The organism is Paenibacillus sp. FSL R5-0623 (assembly GCF_037974265.1).
Taxonomy (GTDB): domain Bacteria; phylum Bacillota; class Bacilli; order Paenibacillales; family Paenibacillaceae; genus Paenibacillus.
Window position 1 is genome coordinate 222,516 of sequence record NZ_CP150233.1, and the last position, 16,574, is coordinate 239,089.

The window sequence follows — 16,574 nt, forward strand, 5'->3', positions numbered from 1 at the left end:
ACGCTTCTCTAGTTTACTATGACCAGTTTAGCATATGTTTGATAGGCATCCTACAAAACAAGACCAGCTGTCTTAATAATGGGTGTTAATCCAATTGAAAACTCCGGTATACCAGTGATTGGGAAGGTCATATTGTAATCGGGTTGATCAAGCCAATCACTTTTCGCTTAATTATAAACTTGTGGACCACATACAAAAAAGGCAAACCCTCTAAGTTACAAAGGGAATGCCTTCTCCTTCTATATAAAGCTACTCTAAACCAGATCTTTCGGCGCCAGCTCAATAGCGGAGCGGATGGCAGCCAGCATGCTTTTATCATCGGCGATATTTTTGCCAGCGATATCGAAGGCTGTACCGTGGTCGACAGACGTACGGATGATACCGCCTTTCAGGCCAACGGTGATATTCACGCCTTCCTCGATGCCCATTACCTTGATCGGCGCATGGCCTTGGTCGTGGTAGCAGGCTACAACGATATCGAAGTCACCGCGACCAGCGCGGAAGAAGAGAGTGTCCGCAGGGAGTGGACCAACGACGTTAATGCCTTCTTGCTGCGCACGCTCAATGCCGGGCTGCAGTTTCTCTTCTTCTTCACCATTACCGAACAAGCCGTTCTCTCCGGCATGAGGATTGATTCCGCATACGGCAACGCGCGGATCCTCAAAGCCTGCTTTTTTCAACGTATCATGAGCAAGCTTCACGACGGTGTAGGTTCTTTCCGGATTAATACTCGCAATAGCATCGATCAGACCCATGTGTGTTGTCAGGTGAATAACGCGCAGATTAGGCGTTGTCAGCATCATTGAGAAGTCCTGTGTATCCGTCAGGTCTGCCAGAATCTCGGTGTGCCCCGGATACAGGTGCCCACCCTGATGCAGAGCTTCCTTGTTCAAAGGCGCGGTGCAGATGGAGTGAATCTGCTGCTTTTTGGCAAGATCAATGGCTTTGGCGAGAAACTGGAATGCTGCATCCCCAGCCACGGCAGATACTTTACCGTATTCCAGATCCGCAGGAACGAGGTTCAGATCAATCACATCCACAGTACCGAATTCATACTTGGCTTCAGAAGGTTCTTGAATCGCATTAACGTTCAGATTTGAACCGATGACCGGCAATACACGCTCCAAAATTTTCGCATCACCGATAACGAGTGGATTGCACTGATCGTACATTTCTTGATGACCCAGTGCTTTCATAATAATCTCCGGTCCAATACCTGCTGCGTCGCCCATTGTAATCCCAATTGTAGGTTTCATACGAGAATACCCCCTTTTAATTTTTGAATCGCATGGATAAAGACATCGGGTTTACCGAATCCACCTGCTTTGGTAATCACATGTAGATCATCAATCCCGATAAACTTGGAGATTGGTACGCCGATTTCAAGCTCATCCAGCAGCTCGAAGCCGCTAATATTCCATTTTAGACAGATTTGCTTAGCCGTGTCACCGCCGGTCATGGATACCCCTTTGAACAGTCCCTCTTCCAGCAGTCTGGCACAGATCTCACCCATCGCAACTACAATCTCGTTGCTGACTTCCGTGTGATTGAGACCACGAACTTCGCCCGTTGCCCGTGCCAGTTCGATATCCACCTGTTCAGCGGTGGAGTAGAGGACAACATCTTGTCCTTCCAGCGCTTTGTCTCGGACCTCGTTATAGACACGTTCCATCTCTTCCGCGCGGTCTGCGGTTGCGGATACCGCTTTGAAGGAATGGAAGGAGATTGAAGCTACGCGGGACTTGCGCATCAAGCGATGTAGCTGCTCGCGGGAGTTTTTATTCACGCTGCCAACCACCGTTAGGATTGGACCGGAATTCTCCGGGATCTCAAGTGACGCAGCCCTGGATTCCAACTCGTAATGTGCGGGGAGGTAATTGGCAATACCCGCCGAACCTGCCCAAGTACAGGTATACTCCAACTCGCGAGTCATCTGCAGAATCAGTTCCAGATGTCTTTCTTCGGTGGAGTCCACCATTACATACGGGATATTATTTGTTTTCAATTGCTCTAGCTTGGTGCAAATATGATTCTGCCCGGCTTCCAGATCGGCGACGGTGATCTCGCCAACTTCGTACTTGGTCTGTTGTTTCAACAAGTCCGGAAGGTAGGAAATCGTTACAGGTGTCTTCGGATCATGGGCAATTTCAGTATCTGCCAGCGGAACGCCGTTCAGGTAATGAATTCCTTCCAATATCGTCCGGTTATTCTTTGGATATCCCGGGGCAATCATCATAAAGTCCGGCTTTACGACATCATACACAGCATCAATCTCGATGCCGATATTACCGCGCATGGTGGAGTCCATTTTTTTGAAAATCGTCTCAAATCCGTTATTCATCAGCAATTCAGCAGCCCGATATACACGGTCATACGCTTCCTGCGAGGATATGGAACGACTATCTGTATCAAAGACAACGGCATCGTAACGTGTAAGAGGGCCTTCATCCATATTAAAAAGAACACTGGTCTTCAAGCCATGACGGGCAAGCTGCACCCCGCTGTCATTGGCACCGGTCAAATCATCTGCAATAATGGCTAATTTCATGCAGTCATCCCTCCTTGTAAGCACAATTTAATAAAAAGTCCGTTCAGATCCTCCATTAAGCATAGATTAAGCACATTAAATCAGGTGATTGATACCCATTTATGTGGTTGGTCGTTGATTGTATTTCTCGACTCCGCCTGATTTCTCCAGTCGTTTGGAGAGGAACCCGATGAAGATGGGCAACAGGATGGCTGTTGTTACAACGCTCGCTGCAATTTGTACCGTAGCAATCTCGGCAATTGGGCCAAATGAAGCATTAGCAGCCACGATGGCAGCAGGTGTACCTACGGCATTCCCAGCTGTTGAACCTTCGGAAGCACCCACGATGGGGTTCCAGCCGATGGCTTTAAAGAGCAGAAATCCAATTCCACCTGTGAGAAGAACAGTCAGAACGCCAAGCATAATTCCACCAAGTCCACCTTGGATGATCGACGAGAAGTTGATTCCCATACCCAGTGAGAAGGCAAAGAACGGAACAAGTTTGTCGCTGCCTTTGTGCAGCCACTCCGCAAGATTGCGGTCCAGATTACCAATAATGACACCAACGATGAGCGGAAGCAATACAGCAACGAATGCCATAGGAGAGAACATGCCGTTGGCAAAGCCCATCGCACCGAAGATAGAGAGCGCTACCATGGTTAGGAATGGACCATCGCTGAGTGCGAGGAATGGATAGGCTGCTTTGTCATCTTCTTTGCCGTATTGACCAGCGAGTGCAATGTACAAACCGCCGTTCGAGTTGGTCATTGCTGCAATAATGGCCAGTGGGGCAAGACCCAGGAATAATCCACTTGAGTCAGCAAATAGAATGGCAACGAGACCGAGTGCTGCACCGATCGCCCACTTGATGACCAGCAAGGTAACGCCCTTGCCGACGGATGAGCCCGCTGTTTTGAACGTAATCTGTGTACCCGCAATCAACAGGAACAGCGCGATCAACGTACTGGAACTGTTAACGAAGAGAGCTTCCGTGAATCCACCAATGCGCAGGGCATTCGGGAAGAATGTATTGATGGTTGCACCAAGTAACAGGGGAACGACCATCATACCGCCAGGGATGCGATCTAAAGTTGCTTTAATGTTCATAGTAGTAGCTCCTTATGAAGTAATCGTTTTTATGAAGCGCTTGCAGGGATTATATTATCCCATATCGTTTAATATAGCAACAATAAATTATTGTGAATTTTAAACACTCGGTTAAATGTTTAAAAATGCAACACATAAAAGCGATAAAAAAAGACGCAAACTTAAAGTTAATCTTTAAGTTTACGCCATAATGTGGCCCGGTTAATCCCCAGACGCTCTGCTGCCTTTGATTGATTGTTATTTTCCTCCTGAAGCACGAACTGAATAACTTCTTTCTCAATCTCCTTTAGCGTACCGTTCAACTTCATTGGGCTTGAAGAAGGTTGCTGATCCAGCAAGCGGGACAAGGTAGCCGTGGTAATTACATAATCCTGTTCATTGAGTGCAGCCTGCTTGATCAGATGTTTCAACTGGTTGACGTTCATATTCGTGATCTGATCCCGGATCAGCTGTAGTGCATCTTCTTTTATCCTTACCGCAGTAGTTCCGTATTTCTGGTAGTAATCTGTCAGGAAGTGCTGCATCAATGGAGCCAGATCCTCCGATCTATCTGCAAGATTTGGCATCATGATTGTATTAAGCTCCAGATCAAGTGACCAATGCGGGTTTAATATCTGTTCTCCGAGTATAAACACCCCTATCTGGTTTTGAAGGCAACTCTGGATAAAGGCGAGCAACTCCGGATCTTCCATACGTGTTTCCATGTGGTTAATCTCTACATTTCTAACCTTGGCGAGTGGTATCTTGTGCAAATGACCGGGCGGAACTTGCGGGAGATCCATCTGTAATAACAGTCCGCCACCGGAGTACATCTGATGAATGTGTTTGACCAGAAAAGATTTACCGGAATCCGCTTCACCCTGCAGATAGATCGGTTCATGATTCTCGTAAAGTGCTCGAATGTTCTTCAATACCGCCTGCATGGCAGGGGATTCGGCAACGATGGGCTCCATCGATGCGTCCGTGAACGTTGTTATGCCGAATTGTGCAAAGGCATAGGGTTGTCCTTTTTCCAGCATATACACCTTGTAGTTCTTGTTGTCCAGGGTCGTTTCATAGGCGTTAACCGTGAGCTGGTAATCGTCCACCATGAACACATTTTGGATGTGGGATTGATGGAATTCCAGACTGGTGTTGGTCAGATACATGTGATTATCGGTCAGCGGATTTTTCTCAAAATCGGTCAGATTCTCGAATACAACTTCATTCCGTTCATTTAAAATAAGTAAATTCGGATGTTCCCGTGTAACCAGATCATTCAGGATGATCGATATCGCATGATTTTTGCTCAAATAACGGTAGACCAGCTGTGCATCCTCCATCGCTCTAAGGATGGATTCCTGGCCCGATTGGATTAACAATCCTTCCAGACCATAGGTCTTCGCGGTGTTTACGGTGATCACATCTCCGACAATCTGTCGGTACCCGGAAGCCTTCAACTCCAGGAGCAATCGTGCGACATCTTCCGAGCTATGTATGGTATAGACCTTGAGGGGCAGATCCATCAGATCGATAATCGATTGTGCACCAGAGGTGATGTTGGAGAAGCCAACGATGGCTGTCTGGCCGTTAAACTGGCTTGCCAGGGTAAGTGAACGAATCATATCATAGCCCGATAACTGCACATCAATGACGGGAATGGTCACTGCTTTTTTAATGAGTTGGGCGGTTCCGCCGCGGCTGATGATAATCTCTGCACCGTTTTTCTCAGCTTGAGTTGCTAATTCCACACCGTTCGCCAAGTCGCCCACGTCCGTCTGAATGGTTAACTGGGGAAAACGAGGAATGCACTCTTGTATAATAGGAATCATCGATTCGTAGGGAGCAATAAAGTGAACTCGTGTACGCATATTTTTCCTGCCTTTATAGAAAACTTTGATCCCCTTATTATAGCCAACTTGCGGAGGAATGGCACCTTTGGGGGAAGCAACACGGTCATGTCTGCAAAATGCCTATGTATATGCCGCCATAATTCTCCGAGTTGAATGTGATGAAGTGCACTGAACCGAACCGTCATCTATTTCAAAATTAATGGATAATTGCACATGATAAGTGCGGAGAAGTGAGGAGATTTCATATGGGAGAGATTCATAAAGTGGCTGAGCCGGATCACATCATTAAGGATGTTGTCGGGAAGTTCCCGTGCAGGGTGCTGTGGAGTGAAGGCCGCCCATGTCTGGAGTATCAAAGGGAAGAGGATGTGGCGTTAATAACCGAATACGTCCGCATTACATACAACGTTGAGCTATTGGATGTGTTTTTTACAGCGGTGGAGAGCCTTCCGGTTGAGCCATAGTTAGGAGGGAGTTGTAGAATAGGAGCAAAATTAAAACCTTAACGCCGATCGAGATCGGATCAAAGATGAAGTATGCAATTCATTAATGAACTGTGATTGAGGAAGAATGATACTGATAATTACGAGAAAATTTTTGGATCATAAGGCGACACTATAAGTGCTTGTCCCTTCTTATATTAAGTTGTTATAGTACGGATTTGGATCGTTGTAACTCCACATGCCATCGTGAAATGTGAAACGTATGTGGGCGTATTCATGTATTATAGTATACATATGAACTTTTCGGAGGAGGAACGAGTAATGGGAATCTTATCGAGGTTTAGAGACGTGATGAAGGCGAATGTGAACCACATGTTGTCGCGGGCGGAAGACCCGGAGAAGAGTGTGAATGAATATATGCGCAGCCTGAGCAGTGATCTGGGTCAGGTGAAGGCTGAGACGGCAGCGGTGCTGTCAGATGAGAGCCGTGCGAAGCGAGCATTCGATGAGTGCAGCGCCGAGGTCAAGAAGTTACAGCGGTATGCGGAAAAATCGGCGGAGTCGGGAGACGAAGATAAGGCACGCGGTTTTCTGGAAAAGAAAGTGAAGCTGGCTGACAAAATGAACGAATTACAGGTTGCCTATGAACGTGCTTCTGCCAAAGCGATGATGATGAAGCATATGAATGATAAATTGGTTGCAGATCTGGGACAACTGGAAGCGCGGCATGCAGAACTGAAAGGTCGCATGGCAGATGCAAAGGCGCAGCAACAGGCCAATGAACGGAATGCATCTGCGGGCAGAGCTGATGCTGCATTGAAAGCCATGGAAGACAAGGCAAACCAGGCGCTGAACGAAGCAGAGGCTTTGGCAGAAATTCGCGCTGGAGCACAGGAAGATGATTTGGACGAATTAATTGCCCAGTTGGAGAGGGACATGAACGCAGATGCGGGTAATAATGAGAATGCATCGCCAAGTGCAGAGGAAGAACTCGCAGCGATTCAGGAAAAGCTGAAGAAGTGAGTTTAACTTGTACACTACAACGTAGAGGACAGAAAAGAATCATATTTCGTTAACATTGAGGTGAGCAGATGCCGGTTATTGAATATAAATGTCCAAACTGCGGCAGTGGTATGATCTTTGACAGTGTGTCAGGTGCATTATCCTGTCCCAGCTGCGGCCGCCAAGACAACATAGAGCAGATCCCCGACCCCTTGAAGAGACAAGTATTCACCGAAAATGAGGTCAAAGAATACCACTGTAACAGCTGTGGAGCTGACATCGTGACGGAGCCGGAGACTAGTGCGACGACATGCAGTTTCTGCGGTGCAGCGGTTGTACTCAGTGATCGGCTGACGGGTAATCTGGCCCCTGCGATGGTGATTCCCTTTTCCATCAACAAGGATCAAGCCAAGCAGGCTTTCAAAAAGTGGTGCAAAAACGGCCTGTTAACGCCAAGTGGCTTCATGTCCGCCGATCGGATTCAGAGCATTACTGGCATGTACGTGCCGTTCTGGTTGTACGAGTTACATAACAAAATCGAAGTGCATGGTCGTGGCACCAAGGTCAGATCCTACACCCAGGGCGACTACCATTACACGGAAACACAGCATTTCGATATATACCGCCGGATTCGGCTGAATTACGTGAACCTGCCCATTGATGCATCGGAGAAAATGAAGGATGAACTGATGGATAAGCTGGAGCCTTTTCCATATAATCAGCTGAAATTGTTCAAGACCCCGTATCTGGCGGGGTACATTGCGGAAAAATATAGTTATACGGACGAGGAACTTTTTCCACGGGCCAAGGATAAAACGAGATCTTACATTGATTCTTATATTGCTTCAACCGTATCCGGTTATAGCAGCGTGAGCTACACGGACAAACAGATTGATACCACGCTCAAAAATGCGGACTATGTGCTGCTCCCGGTATGGATGGTCAACTATGACTATAATCGTGCACAATACACGTTTGCCATGAATGGTCAGACAGGTAAAGTGGTCGGTAAACCGCCGATCAGCAAAGCCAAAGTGGCCGGATGGTTCGCAGGAGTCTCTGCGGTCTCGTTGTTGTCACTGAAGCTGGTTTCCTGGATGATGGGAGGCGGATTCTTATGAGAAAAAGAACCCCTCTGGCCGTGATGGCTACGCTCCTTTTACTAGTGATCACCCTTGTCGCTCCGTTGATTCCCATGTCATCGGCATCCGCAGCGGAGAGCAAAAATCTCATCTACGATGAGGCCAACCTGCTGAGTGAGCAGGAGAAAAGTGAATTGAATCTACTTGCGAATCAGTATGGCGCGGAACGGCAGACGGACTTTGTTATTTATACAACAAATAATGTTGAGAATCAGGATGTTATGCTCTTAACAGAAGATTTTTATGATGAGCAGGGGTTAGGTTACGATAAGAAATTTGGTAATGCTGTCATATTGACGATGGATATGAACAATCGTGAAGTATATTTGGCTGGGTTTTATAAGGCAAAAGAATATCTGAGCGATCAGCGGCTTGATGCTATCCGTACCCGAATTACCTCTGAATTGTCCAGTGGGGATTATAAACTCGCATTTGAGAAATATATTGAGCTCTCTTACAAATATATGGGGTATGAACCCGGTGTGAATCCGAACAATATTTTGTTTAACGGCTGGTTTCAGTTGGGAGTGTCTGTGGTTCTTGGCGGTATTGTTGTTGGTATTATGACCTATTGTTCCGGGGGACGTGTCACGGTCAATCGTGCAACTTATGAGGATTCAAGCAATTCCAGTGTAATTGATCGTCAGGATCGTTATATCCGCACAACCGTAACCAAGCGCAAGATCGAGAAGAACAATAACAATGGTGGCGGAGGAGGAGGGGGCGGAACCTCCCGAGGCGGTCACTCACACAGTGGAAGTAGAGGTTCGTTCTAGTCACTACTGAGTATACGGATTTTATAATTAGAAGGGATGGGAACGAGTATGGGATTTTTCAGAAATCAGTTTTCGAATGTGGTGGAATGGGAAGAGTTCAGAGATGACATGATATTTTGGAAATGGAGTAACCGGGAGATCAAGAAGGGGAGTAAACTTATCATCCGTTCGGGTCAGGACGCTATTTTCCTGAATAACGGTAAAGTGGAAGGCATTTTCGAGGACGAGGGCTCATTTAATATCGATTCGGAGATCATTCCGTTTCTTTCTACATTAAAAGGATTCAAATTCGGATTCAACAGTGGCATGCGGGTCGAGGTATTGTTTGTAAATACAAAAGAGTTCACCGTGCGCTGGGGCACGCAAAGTCCTGTGTTGATTCCAACACCACAACTCCCGGGCGGGATGCCGATTCGGGCCAACGGTACATTTAATTTTAAAGTAAGTGACTACGTGACCCTGATTGATAAGATTGCAGGGATCAAGCAGAGTTATCTGGTGGAGGATGTCAAAATCCGAATCACTTCCGTGCTGGATCAGCTTCTAATGAAGTGGATTAGCCGCGAAGGGAAGGATATGTTCAACCTGCAGGCCAATGCATCGGATATTGCCAAGGGGATTCAGGAAGATCTGGATATGCAGATGATGGACATCGGGATTGGGATTACCGGTTTTCAGGTGATGAGCTTCAATTATCCAAAAGAGATTCAGGATATGATTACAAAGACCGCTTCGCATGAGATGATTGGTAATCTGCAAAAGTATCAGCAGGTCAGCATGACAGACGGCATCGCATCCGGTAAAGTACAAGGCGGCGGCGCAGCTTCGGATATGGCGGGCATGATGATGGGCATGAACATGGCCAATGAAATGATGAAAAACATGAACCAGAACCAAGGCCAGAATCAGAACAACAATGCCAATTCGTCTTCGAATCAGAATGCCGACGAGAAGCCAGCGGGAAATAGCAACGGTGATTCAAATACATCTTCATCTACAGAAGGCAACAAGAAACCAAACTTCTGCCCGAACTGTGGAGCCAAAAATGAAGGAGCCAACTTCTGTCCGAATTGTGGTCAAAAGCTGGGCTAATCAAATAAATACACGTAGGGCTAGGTTCGTAGTAAGTGAAATTACTGCGAACCTAGCCCTTTTTTGTTTGGAGTCATACTTAAAGCAACATGGAGTAGAGCAGAGGAACGGGTGCAGTAATTTAATTTTTATAAAAAAGTTGACAACCGATCATAAATCATTTATCTTTAACTTAAGATATTTAATTTAAATATAAAAACAGCCAAAACGAATATCTTTAATCCATTACACAAGGAGAGATCAAGATGATGATCCCAACATTGACCAGAATAAATGAACTTTCAAGAAAAGCCAAAGAGGGCGGATTGACGGAGATGGAGAAAGAGGAACAGGTTCGTCTTCGCCAGGAATATCTGCAAACTTTTCGCGGTTCGGTCAACGACATTCTGCTGAATGCAACCATCTATGATCCAAACGGCGATGACGTGACTCCTGATAAATTGAAACAAGAACAGGCCAATCAAAATAAAAACTAGAATATAATTCGCTAGATCATATATCTTAATTTAAAGATAATACAAACCTACTATAAATCAATTAACTAACTCAAATAGCTCTAACAACTACTCAATTCAAAACATGCTTACCAAACCAAGGAGGAATTAATCATGACTATTCAAACAGCAGGAATTCACCATATTACAGCTTTCGCAGGAGATCCACAGGCCAACGTTGATTTTTATGCCGGAGTTCTGGGACTTCGTCTGGTGAAAAAAACAATCAACTTCGATGCACCTGATGTATATCATCTGTATTTTGGCGATGAACACGGAAGCCCAGGTACCATCATTACCTTCTTCCCATCCGCTGGATCACCACGGGGCAAAATTGGCGGAGGTCAGGTCGGCATCACTTCCTATGTCATTCCTCCTGGGTCGATTGGCTTCTGGCAGAATCGGCTGGAACAGTATAACATTGAGGTAACCAAAACAAGTCGCTTCAATGAAGACCTGCTTCAATTCGAAGATGGCGAAGGCCTGCGGCTTGAGCTTGTTGAACGGGAAGAGGGAGCAACCAGCACTTGGGCGCACGAAGGCATTCCAACAGATAAAGCAATCAAAGGTTTCGGTGGTGCTGTCCTGTTCAGTGTTAACCCGCAAAGAACGATGGATGCTCTTGAGAAAATTTTGGGATTTGTCAGAGTGAGTGAAAATGAAGAGTATGCTCGTTTCCGGTCCAGCGGGGATATCGGTAATGTCGTAGATGTTCCAGTGACCCGTATGGCTCTGGGTATGGGCGGCGCAGGAACCGTACACCATATTGCATGGCGCGCCAAAGACGATGAGGAGCATGCACAGTGGAGCGAAGCTGTACGTGATTATGGGTACCAACCGACTCCAGTTCGGGATCGTCAGTACTTTAACGCAATCTACTTCAGAGAAGCTGGCGGCATTCTGTTCGAAATTGCTACCGATCCTCCGGGTTTTGCCAAAGATGAACCTGCTGATTCGCTTGGACAAAAATTGATGCTGCCAGAGTGGTTTGAGAAATACCGCCCTCAAATTGAGGACAATCTGCAACCGATTGAAGTCAGAACGCTCGTACCTGCTACAGCTGCGAATTAAGAGAAAAACTGAAAAAGCGAAGCGTTCGCCTAAAAGCTTTCTGAAAGAAAGCTACATCGGAAGCATATGCTATCCCCGGATTTTCCCTTGGGAAAAGGGAACTAAAAAATCTGGGGATAACAGCGATTGGAGGGTTATTCTGTCATCGAAGTGTATGTGTGAATCATCTTTAGTTCAACTTATATAGCTGACGTTAGATTATGAGAAAAACCTAAAGGAGCAACGAAGGATGATGGAGAAAAAGGTTACCTGGCTGGAGCTGTTTTACGATCTGCTCTTTGTAGCAGCGGTCGCCAAAGCGGGTCATGTCTTATTGCATGCCGAACATGGAGTAATTACGTTTGAATATTTAATGAAGTTTGTGCTTATTTTTATCCCTGTTTGGTGGGCATGGGTTGGTCAGACCTTGTTTATTAACCGCTATGGTCAAGATATCCTGATCCATCGAATATTCCTCATCCTTCAGCTTCTGTCCGTTATGGTCATGACGGCGAGCCTTTCTACCCATTTTGACCAATACTACTTGTCCTTCTTCATAGGATATATCGGCTCGCGGGCATTTACGGCGATTCAGTATCTGACGGCCCACAAGTCAAAAGGCGAGCATCAGCAGCAAGCGGCTCGTTACTTGGGTATCTGTTTCCTTATTGGCATATTGATCTCATCAGGTTCATTGTTCTTCGATTCCTGGCTGCGCTACGTGATTTTGTATGCGGGGATTGCCGTTGACATCGTACTTCCGTTGATCGGACGCAAAAATCTGGTGAAAGTACCGGTTCAGACCCATCATTTGTTGGAACGTTTCGCGCTCTTTACACTTATCCTGCTGGGTGAATCGGTGGTAAGCATTATCGCTGTGCTGCAAGCCGATCATTGGGATATGAAATCCATCTTGTTTGCTGCCTTTACGTCCATCTTTGTCATTGCGATATGGTGGCAGTACTTCGATAACGTGGAGAAAAAGGTCAGCAAAGAGATTCAGACTGCCGGGCAAGCGATCATATACGGCCATCTGTTCATCTACATCTCCATGAGTATGATCGCTGCTTCAATTCAGCTGTTATATCAGAATCAGTTAAACTATGTGTTCATGCTAGGGTTTGTGTTTGGATCAACGCTGCTATATTTCTTGTCGACCTCACTTGTGTTCCACCGTTACAGACACGCACATCTACGACTCCGGCCACGCCATCTGGCAGTCATGGTGGGGTTACTGTTGGCATTTGTCCTTATTGATCTGGTCTACCGGGTTCCGAGTTATGTCATCATGGGCGAAGAGATGTTATTCTTCCTGGTATATGCGAAACTTACAACTTGATATAGTGATCTAAAATGAAGAAAAGTCACGGACAACAGGCGTCCGTGGCTTTTTATTATGCCGCTAATCGTGGACAAGTTTTAATAATATAAATAAAGCACAAATCTAATTTAATTTCTTCTATAGAATCTGTTAATATGAGACTAGGTACAAGTGAATCTACCAGATCATAGAATATCTTTTATATAAAATGAGTGTACGTTTTGTTATATAAATTGAACTAAACATTTATACGAAACGGAGAGGACAGAAAAAACCTGAAGAAGCGAAAGCGTTCGCCTTTATCCCCGGATTTTCCCCATATAAGGGGGATTCATAAAATCTGGGGATAACAGCGATCGGAAGGTTATTCTGTCATCGGAGTGTCCAGTGTAAATATTCTTTAGTTCAATTTATATAGTTCATTTTATATATAGCGATTCGTAGATATGGGGATGACAATCAGGAGGGAAATCATTGAGCACACATCAAATCGGAGTTCCATTGGAAGGGTTTGCAGAGTTTAGTCGTACGGTTGCCGCTGAAGGAGCCGTTTTACTCAGAAATGAAGGCCAAGTGCTTCCACTTCGTGAAAACGAAAACGTTTCAGTTTTTGGACGGATTCAAGTGAATTATTATCGTAGCGGTACAGGTTCAGGCGGTAGTGTACATGTGGCCTACACAACGAATCTATTAGATGGTCTTCGCAGCAAAAAGAATATTGCTGTTAATGAAGAGCTGGCAACTGTCTATGAGAAGTGGATTGAGGAAAATCCATTTGATGATGGTGGAAAAGTATGGGCAGCCGAGCCATGGAATCAGAAAGAAATGCCTTTGACGGATGAACTTGTTGCACAGGCTAGAAGCAAATCCAGCAAAGCCATCATCGTGATTGGACGTACAGCAGGAGAAGACCAGGATAATGCCGATGCGCCAGGAAGTTACCAACTGACAGAAGATGAGAAAGCGATGTTGAAGCAAGTCACTTCGCAGTTCGAACACACAATTGTTGTGTTGAATGTCTCAAATATCATCGACATGAGCTGGTTAAACGAAACGTATCTACATCCGATCCAAGGCGTAATTTACTCCTGGCATGGCGGTATGGAGGGTGGCAACGCGATTGCTGATGTGCTGGCGGGCGACGTTACACCAAGCGGTAAACTGACAGATACGATTGCATATTCCATCGAAGATTATCCTTCGACAAGCAACTACGGCAATGAGTTTAAGAACCTGTATCAGGAAGATATCTATGTAGGTTATCGTTATTTCGAAACGTTTCGACCTGAACGCGTTCAGTTTGAATTCGGTTACGGCCTGTCTTATACGACGTTTTTGGCCCAACACGAAGAAGCAAAATCAGTGTCCAAAGACGGCGAAACCTACATTGAAGTTCGTGTAAATGTGACCAACTCAGGTACAACATATGCAGGCAAAGAGGTTGTGCAAGTTTATTATGAAGCACCACAAGGCAAACTGGGACAACCGGTGAAGGCTTTGGTGGCTTTTGGAAAAACAGGATTGTTGCAGCCGGGCGAGTCAGAACTTCTGACGATCAGCTTCCCGATCCATGCCATGGCATCTTACGATGATGCAGGCGTTACAGGTCATGCTTCCGCATACGTTCTGGAAGAAGGCACATACCGACTGCACGTAGGAACCAGTGTGAAACAAGTGCAGCATATCAGCATCGATGGCCAGGATGGATATGTTATTGAATCCCTTCAATTGGTGGAGCAACTGCAAGAAGCGATGGCCCCAACCGAAGATTTTACACGGATGAAACCAGGTTCGCGCAAGGAAGATGGATCTTATGAACTGACTTATGCAGAAGTACCGAAACGTAAGATATCCATGGCGAACCGGATTGAGCAGAATCTCCCGCAAACGCTGGAGCAGACGGGTAATCAGGGCCACAAGCTGAGTGACGTTAAGGCTGGCAAAGTGAGTCTGGAAACCTTCATCGCTCAACTGAGTGATCAGGATCTGGCAGCGATTGTCCGTGGTGAAGGCATGAGCAGTCCGCTCGTTACTTCGGGGACGGCATCTGCATTTGGTGGTGTCAGCGACAGCTTGTTTAACTACGGTATTCCGGTAGCATGTACGGCAGATGGCCCGTCCGGTATTCGTATGGATAGTGGCGAAAAGGCAACACAGGTATCTATTGGTACGTTGCTTGCGGCGACATGGAACAAGGATCTTGTCGAAGAGTTATATGTGATGGAAGGACAGGAGTTGCTGAGAAATCAGGTGGATACCCTGCTCGGACCTGGACTGAATATCCGCCGGAGCCCGCTCAATGGCCGGAACTTTGAGTATTTCTCTGAAGATCCACTGATCTCAGGTGTATTTGCTGCAGCTTGTACGAAAGGTATTATGAAGGGTGGTTCCAATGCCACACTGAAACACTTTGCCTGCAACAACCAGGAGAAACACCGCAGTAAAGTAGATGCTGTTGTCTCCGAACGTGCACTGCGTGAAATTTATCTGAAAGGGTTCGAAATCGCTGTAAAAGAAGGCGGAGCGAACTCCATCATGACTTCCTACAACCCGATTAACGGACACTGGGCGGCATCTAACTATGACCTGAACACCACAATTCTGCGCGGCGAATGGAATTTCGAGGGAATCGTAATGACCGACTGGTGGGCGATTATGAACGATGTGACTGAAGGTGGAGAGGCTGATCGCAAATACACCAACTGGATGATTCGTGCGCAGAATGATCTCTACATGGTTGTACCGAACTACGGCGCAGAGATTAATGGCTGGGACGATAACACGATTGAATCCTTGGAAAATGGAACATTGACTCGCGGAGAGCTGCAACGCTCGGCGATTAATATCTGCAAGTTCATCATGAATGCACCGGTTTCATCCCGCAAACATGAGATTGTAGAGAATATCGCTTCTTTCCAAGCGAATGCATCCCTATCTTCTGCACAAGCTCAGGATCTGGTTGAGAACGCACAGGTGAAACCTGCGGTAGCTGAACCTGTCTACATGAAAGTGGACGAGGCCGGCCATTACCGGATTATCGTACAGATCATGTCCCCTGAGCCGGAACTGGCTCAAAGTGCATGTAACCTGCTCCTGAATGATCAGTTGGTGACCACTATCCAAACAAATGGTACGGAAGGCAAATGGATCAGACAGAAACTTGTCAAGGTAGACCTTGAAGCAGGACTATATGAATTGAAACTGGACTTCACAAAACCAGGCCTCCAGATTGACTGGATCGAATTCAAACAGGTGTAGAAGATAATCGGAAATATCAGGTGACAAGAGCGATCGAAAGGTTGTTCTGTCATTCAAAATAGAATACGTTGGCATATGACAAAGGACACTGTACTCGGGTGTCCTTTGTTGTAACACAGAATAGCTACTGTTATGATAGTGTTATGAGATTCGTAGTTCTGAACAATGGGGTCAGGGGTGTTGCGAGGAATGAGAAATTATAATTTTTTGAGTCCAATCCTGCTGGTTGTGGTGGCGCTGATTGTGAGAGGCCTGGTGACTAACCTGGGAGTTCTTTTCGGATTATCACAAGAAGTGGCGAGTAATATTGCCATGATAGCTATGATCATTGTTGCACTGATTATGTTTAATCGCATGACGAAGGCTCGGCGTAAAAAATAGAAAAGCTCGGATGACCAGAAGGTTATCCAAGACACGAAGACACCCTCCGGGTGTTTTTTTTGTATTGACGTTCTGATCCTAACGTTTTAGACTATTGCTAATAAATAATAACGTTATAAATAACAAAAATAACAAAAATCAATCAGGCA

Annotated in this window: 14 protein-coding genes; 10 read left to right on the top strand and 4 right to left on the bottom strand. The window is 45.9% G+C overall.

The features are described 5' to 3' along the window. Positions 1–254 precede the first annotated feature (254 nt). From pdxA to MKY92_RS01080, 4 genes are all read right to left on the bottom strand, one after another. Positions 255–1,256: a 4-hydroxythreonine-4-phosphate dehydrogenase PdxA gene (gene pdxA, locus MKY92_RS01065; protein ID WP_339298795.1), complete on the bottom strand. Its 1,002-nt coding sequence runs from the start codon at positions 1,254–1,256 to the stop codon at positions 255–257. After that, on the bottom strand, positions 1,253–2,548 hold the full coding sequence (locus tag MKY92_RS01070) for a four-carbon acid sugar kinase family protein (protein ID WP_339298796.1): 1,296 nt from the start codon (positions 2,546–2,548) through the stop codon (positions 1,253–1,255). Before MKY92_RS01070 ends, pdxA begins: the two co-directional genes overlap by 4 nt. A gap of 99 nt (positions 2,549–2,647) precedes the next feature. Further along, complete coding sequence (locus MKY92_RS01075) at positions 2,648–3,634, bottom strand: 2-keto-3-deoxygluconate permease (protein ID WP_339298797.1); 987 nt, start codon at positions 3,632–3,634, stop codon at positions 2,648–2,650. 167 nt (positions 3,635–3,801) lie between these two features. Next, positions 3,802–5,484, bottom strand: coding sequence for a PrpR N-terminal domain-containing protein (locus MKY92_RS01080; protein WP_339298798.1), 1,683 nt, complete (start codon positions 5,482–5,484; stop codon positions 3,802–3,804). 227 nt (positions 5,485–5,711) lie between these two features. Here MKY92_RS01080 and MKY92_RS01085 point away from each other — a divergent pair, with 227 nt between their 5' ends. The 10 genes from MKY92_RS01085 (at position 5,712) to MKY92_RS01130 (ending at position 16,425) form a co-directional block, all read left to right on the top strand. Then, entirely contained in the window at positions 5,712–5,930 is a 219-nt protein-coding gene (locus MKY92_RS01085; protein WP_339298799.1) for a hypothetical protein, read from the top strand. A gap of 300 nt (positions 5,931–6,230) precedes the next feature. Then, on the top strand, positions 6,231–6,932 hold the full coding sequence (locus MKY92_RS01090; protein ID WP_339298800.1) for a PspA/IM30 family protein: 702 nt from the start codon (positions 6,231–6,233) through the stop codon (positions 6,930–6,932). A gap of 68 nt (positions 6,933–7,000) precedes the next feature. Beyond that, complete coding sequence (locus MKY92_RS01095; RefSeq protein ID WP_047841485.1) at positions 7,001–8,032, top strand: hypothetical protein; 1,032 nt, start codon at positions 7,001–7,003, stop codon at positions 8,030–8,032. Then, positions 8,029–8,829: a TPM domain-containing protein gene (locus MKY92_RS01100; protein ID WP_339298801.1), complete on the top strand. Its 801-nt coding sequence runs from the start codon at positions 8,029–8,031 to the stop codon at positions 8,827–8,829. The genes MKY92_RS01095 and MKY92_RS01100 overlap by 4 nt, the downstream gene beginning before the upstream one ends. Before the next feature lie 48 nt (positions 8,830–8,877). Beyond that, entirely contained in the window at positions 8,878–9,921 is a 1,044-nt protein-coding gene (locus MKY92_RS01105; protein WP_339298802.1) for an SPFH domain-containing protein, read from the top strand. A gap of 248 nt (positions 9,922–10,169) precedes the next feature. Then, positions 10,170–10,397: a DUF896 domain-containing protein gene (locus MKY92_RS01110; RefSeq protein WP_074096683.1), complete on the top strand. Its 228-nt coding sequence runs from the start codon at positions 10,170–10,172 to the stop codon at positions 10,395–10,397. Between the two features lie 132 nt (positions 10,398–10,529). Next, a complete protein-coding gene (locus MKY92_RS01115; protein WP_339298803.1) occupies positions 10,530–11,486 on the top strand; it encodes a ring-cleaving dioxygenase in 957 nt (318 codons plus the stop codon). A gap of 229 nt (positions 11,487–11,715) precedes the next feature. Next, on the top strand, positions 11,716–12,804 hold the full coding sequence (locus MKY92_RS01120) for a low temperature requirement protein A (RefSeq protein WP_339298804.1): 1,089 nt from the start codon (positions 11,716–11,718) through the stop codon (positions 12,802–12,804). A gap of 456 nt (positions 12,805–13,260) precedes the next feature. Beyond that, the gene (locus MKY92_RS01125) at positions 13,261–16,044 is read left to right on the top strand and encodes a glycoside hydrolase family 3 C-terminal domain-containing protein (RefSeq protein WP_339298805.1); all 2,784 of its coding nucleotides are present in this window, start codon (positions 13,261–13,263) and stop codon (positions 16,042–16,044) included. A gap of 189 nt (positions 16,045–16,233) precedes the next feature. Beyond that, positions 16,234–16,425: a hypothetical protein gene (locus MKY92_RS01130; RefSeq protein WP_339298806.1), complete on the top strand. Its 192-nt coding sequence runs from the start codon at positions 16,234–16,236 to the stop codon at positions 16,423–16,425. Positions 16,426–16,574: the final 149 nt, after the last annotated feature.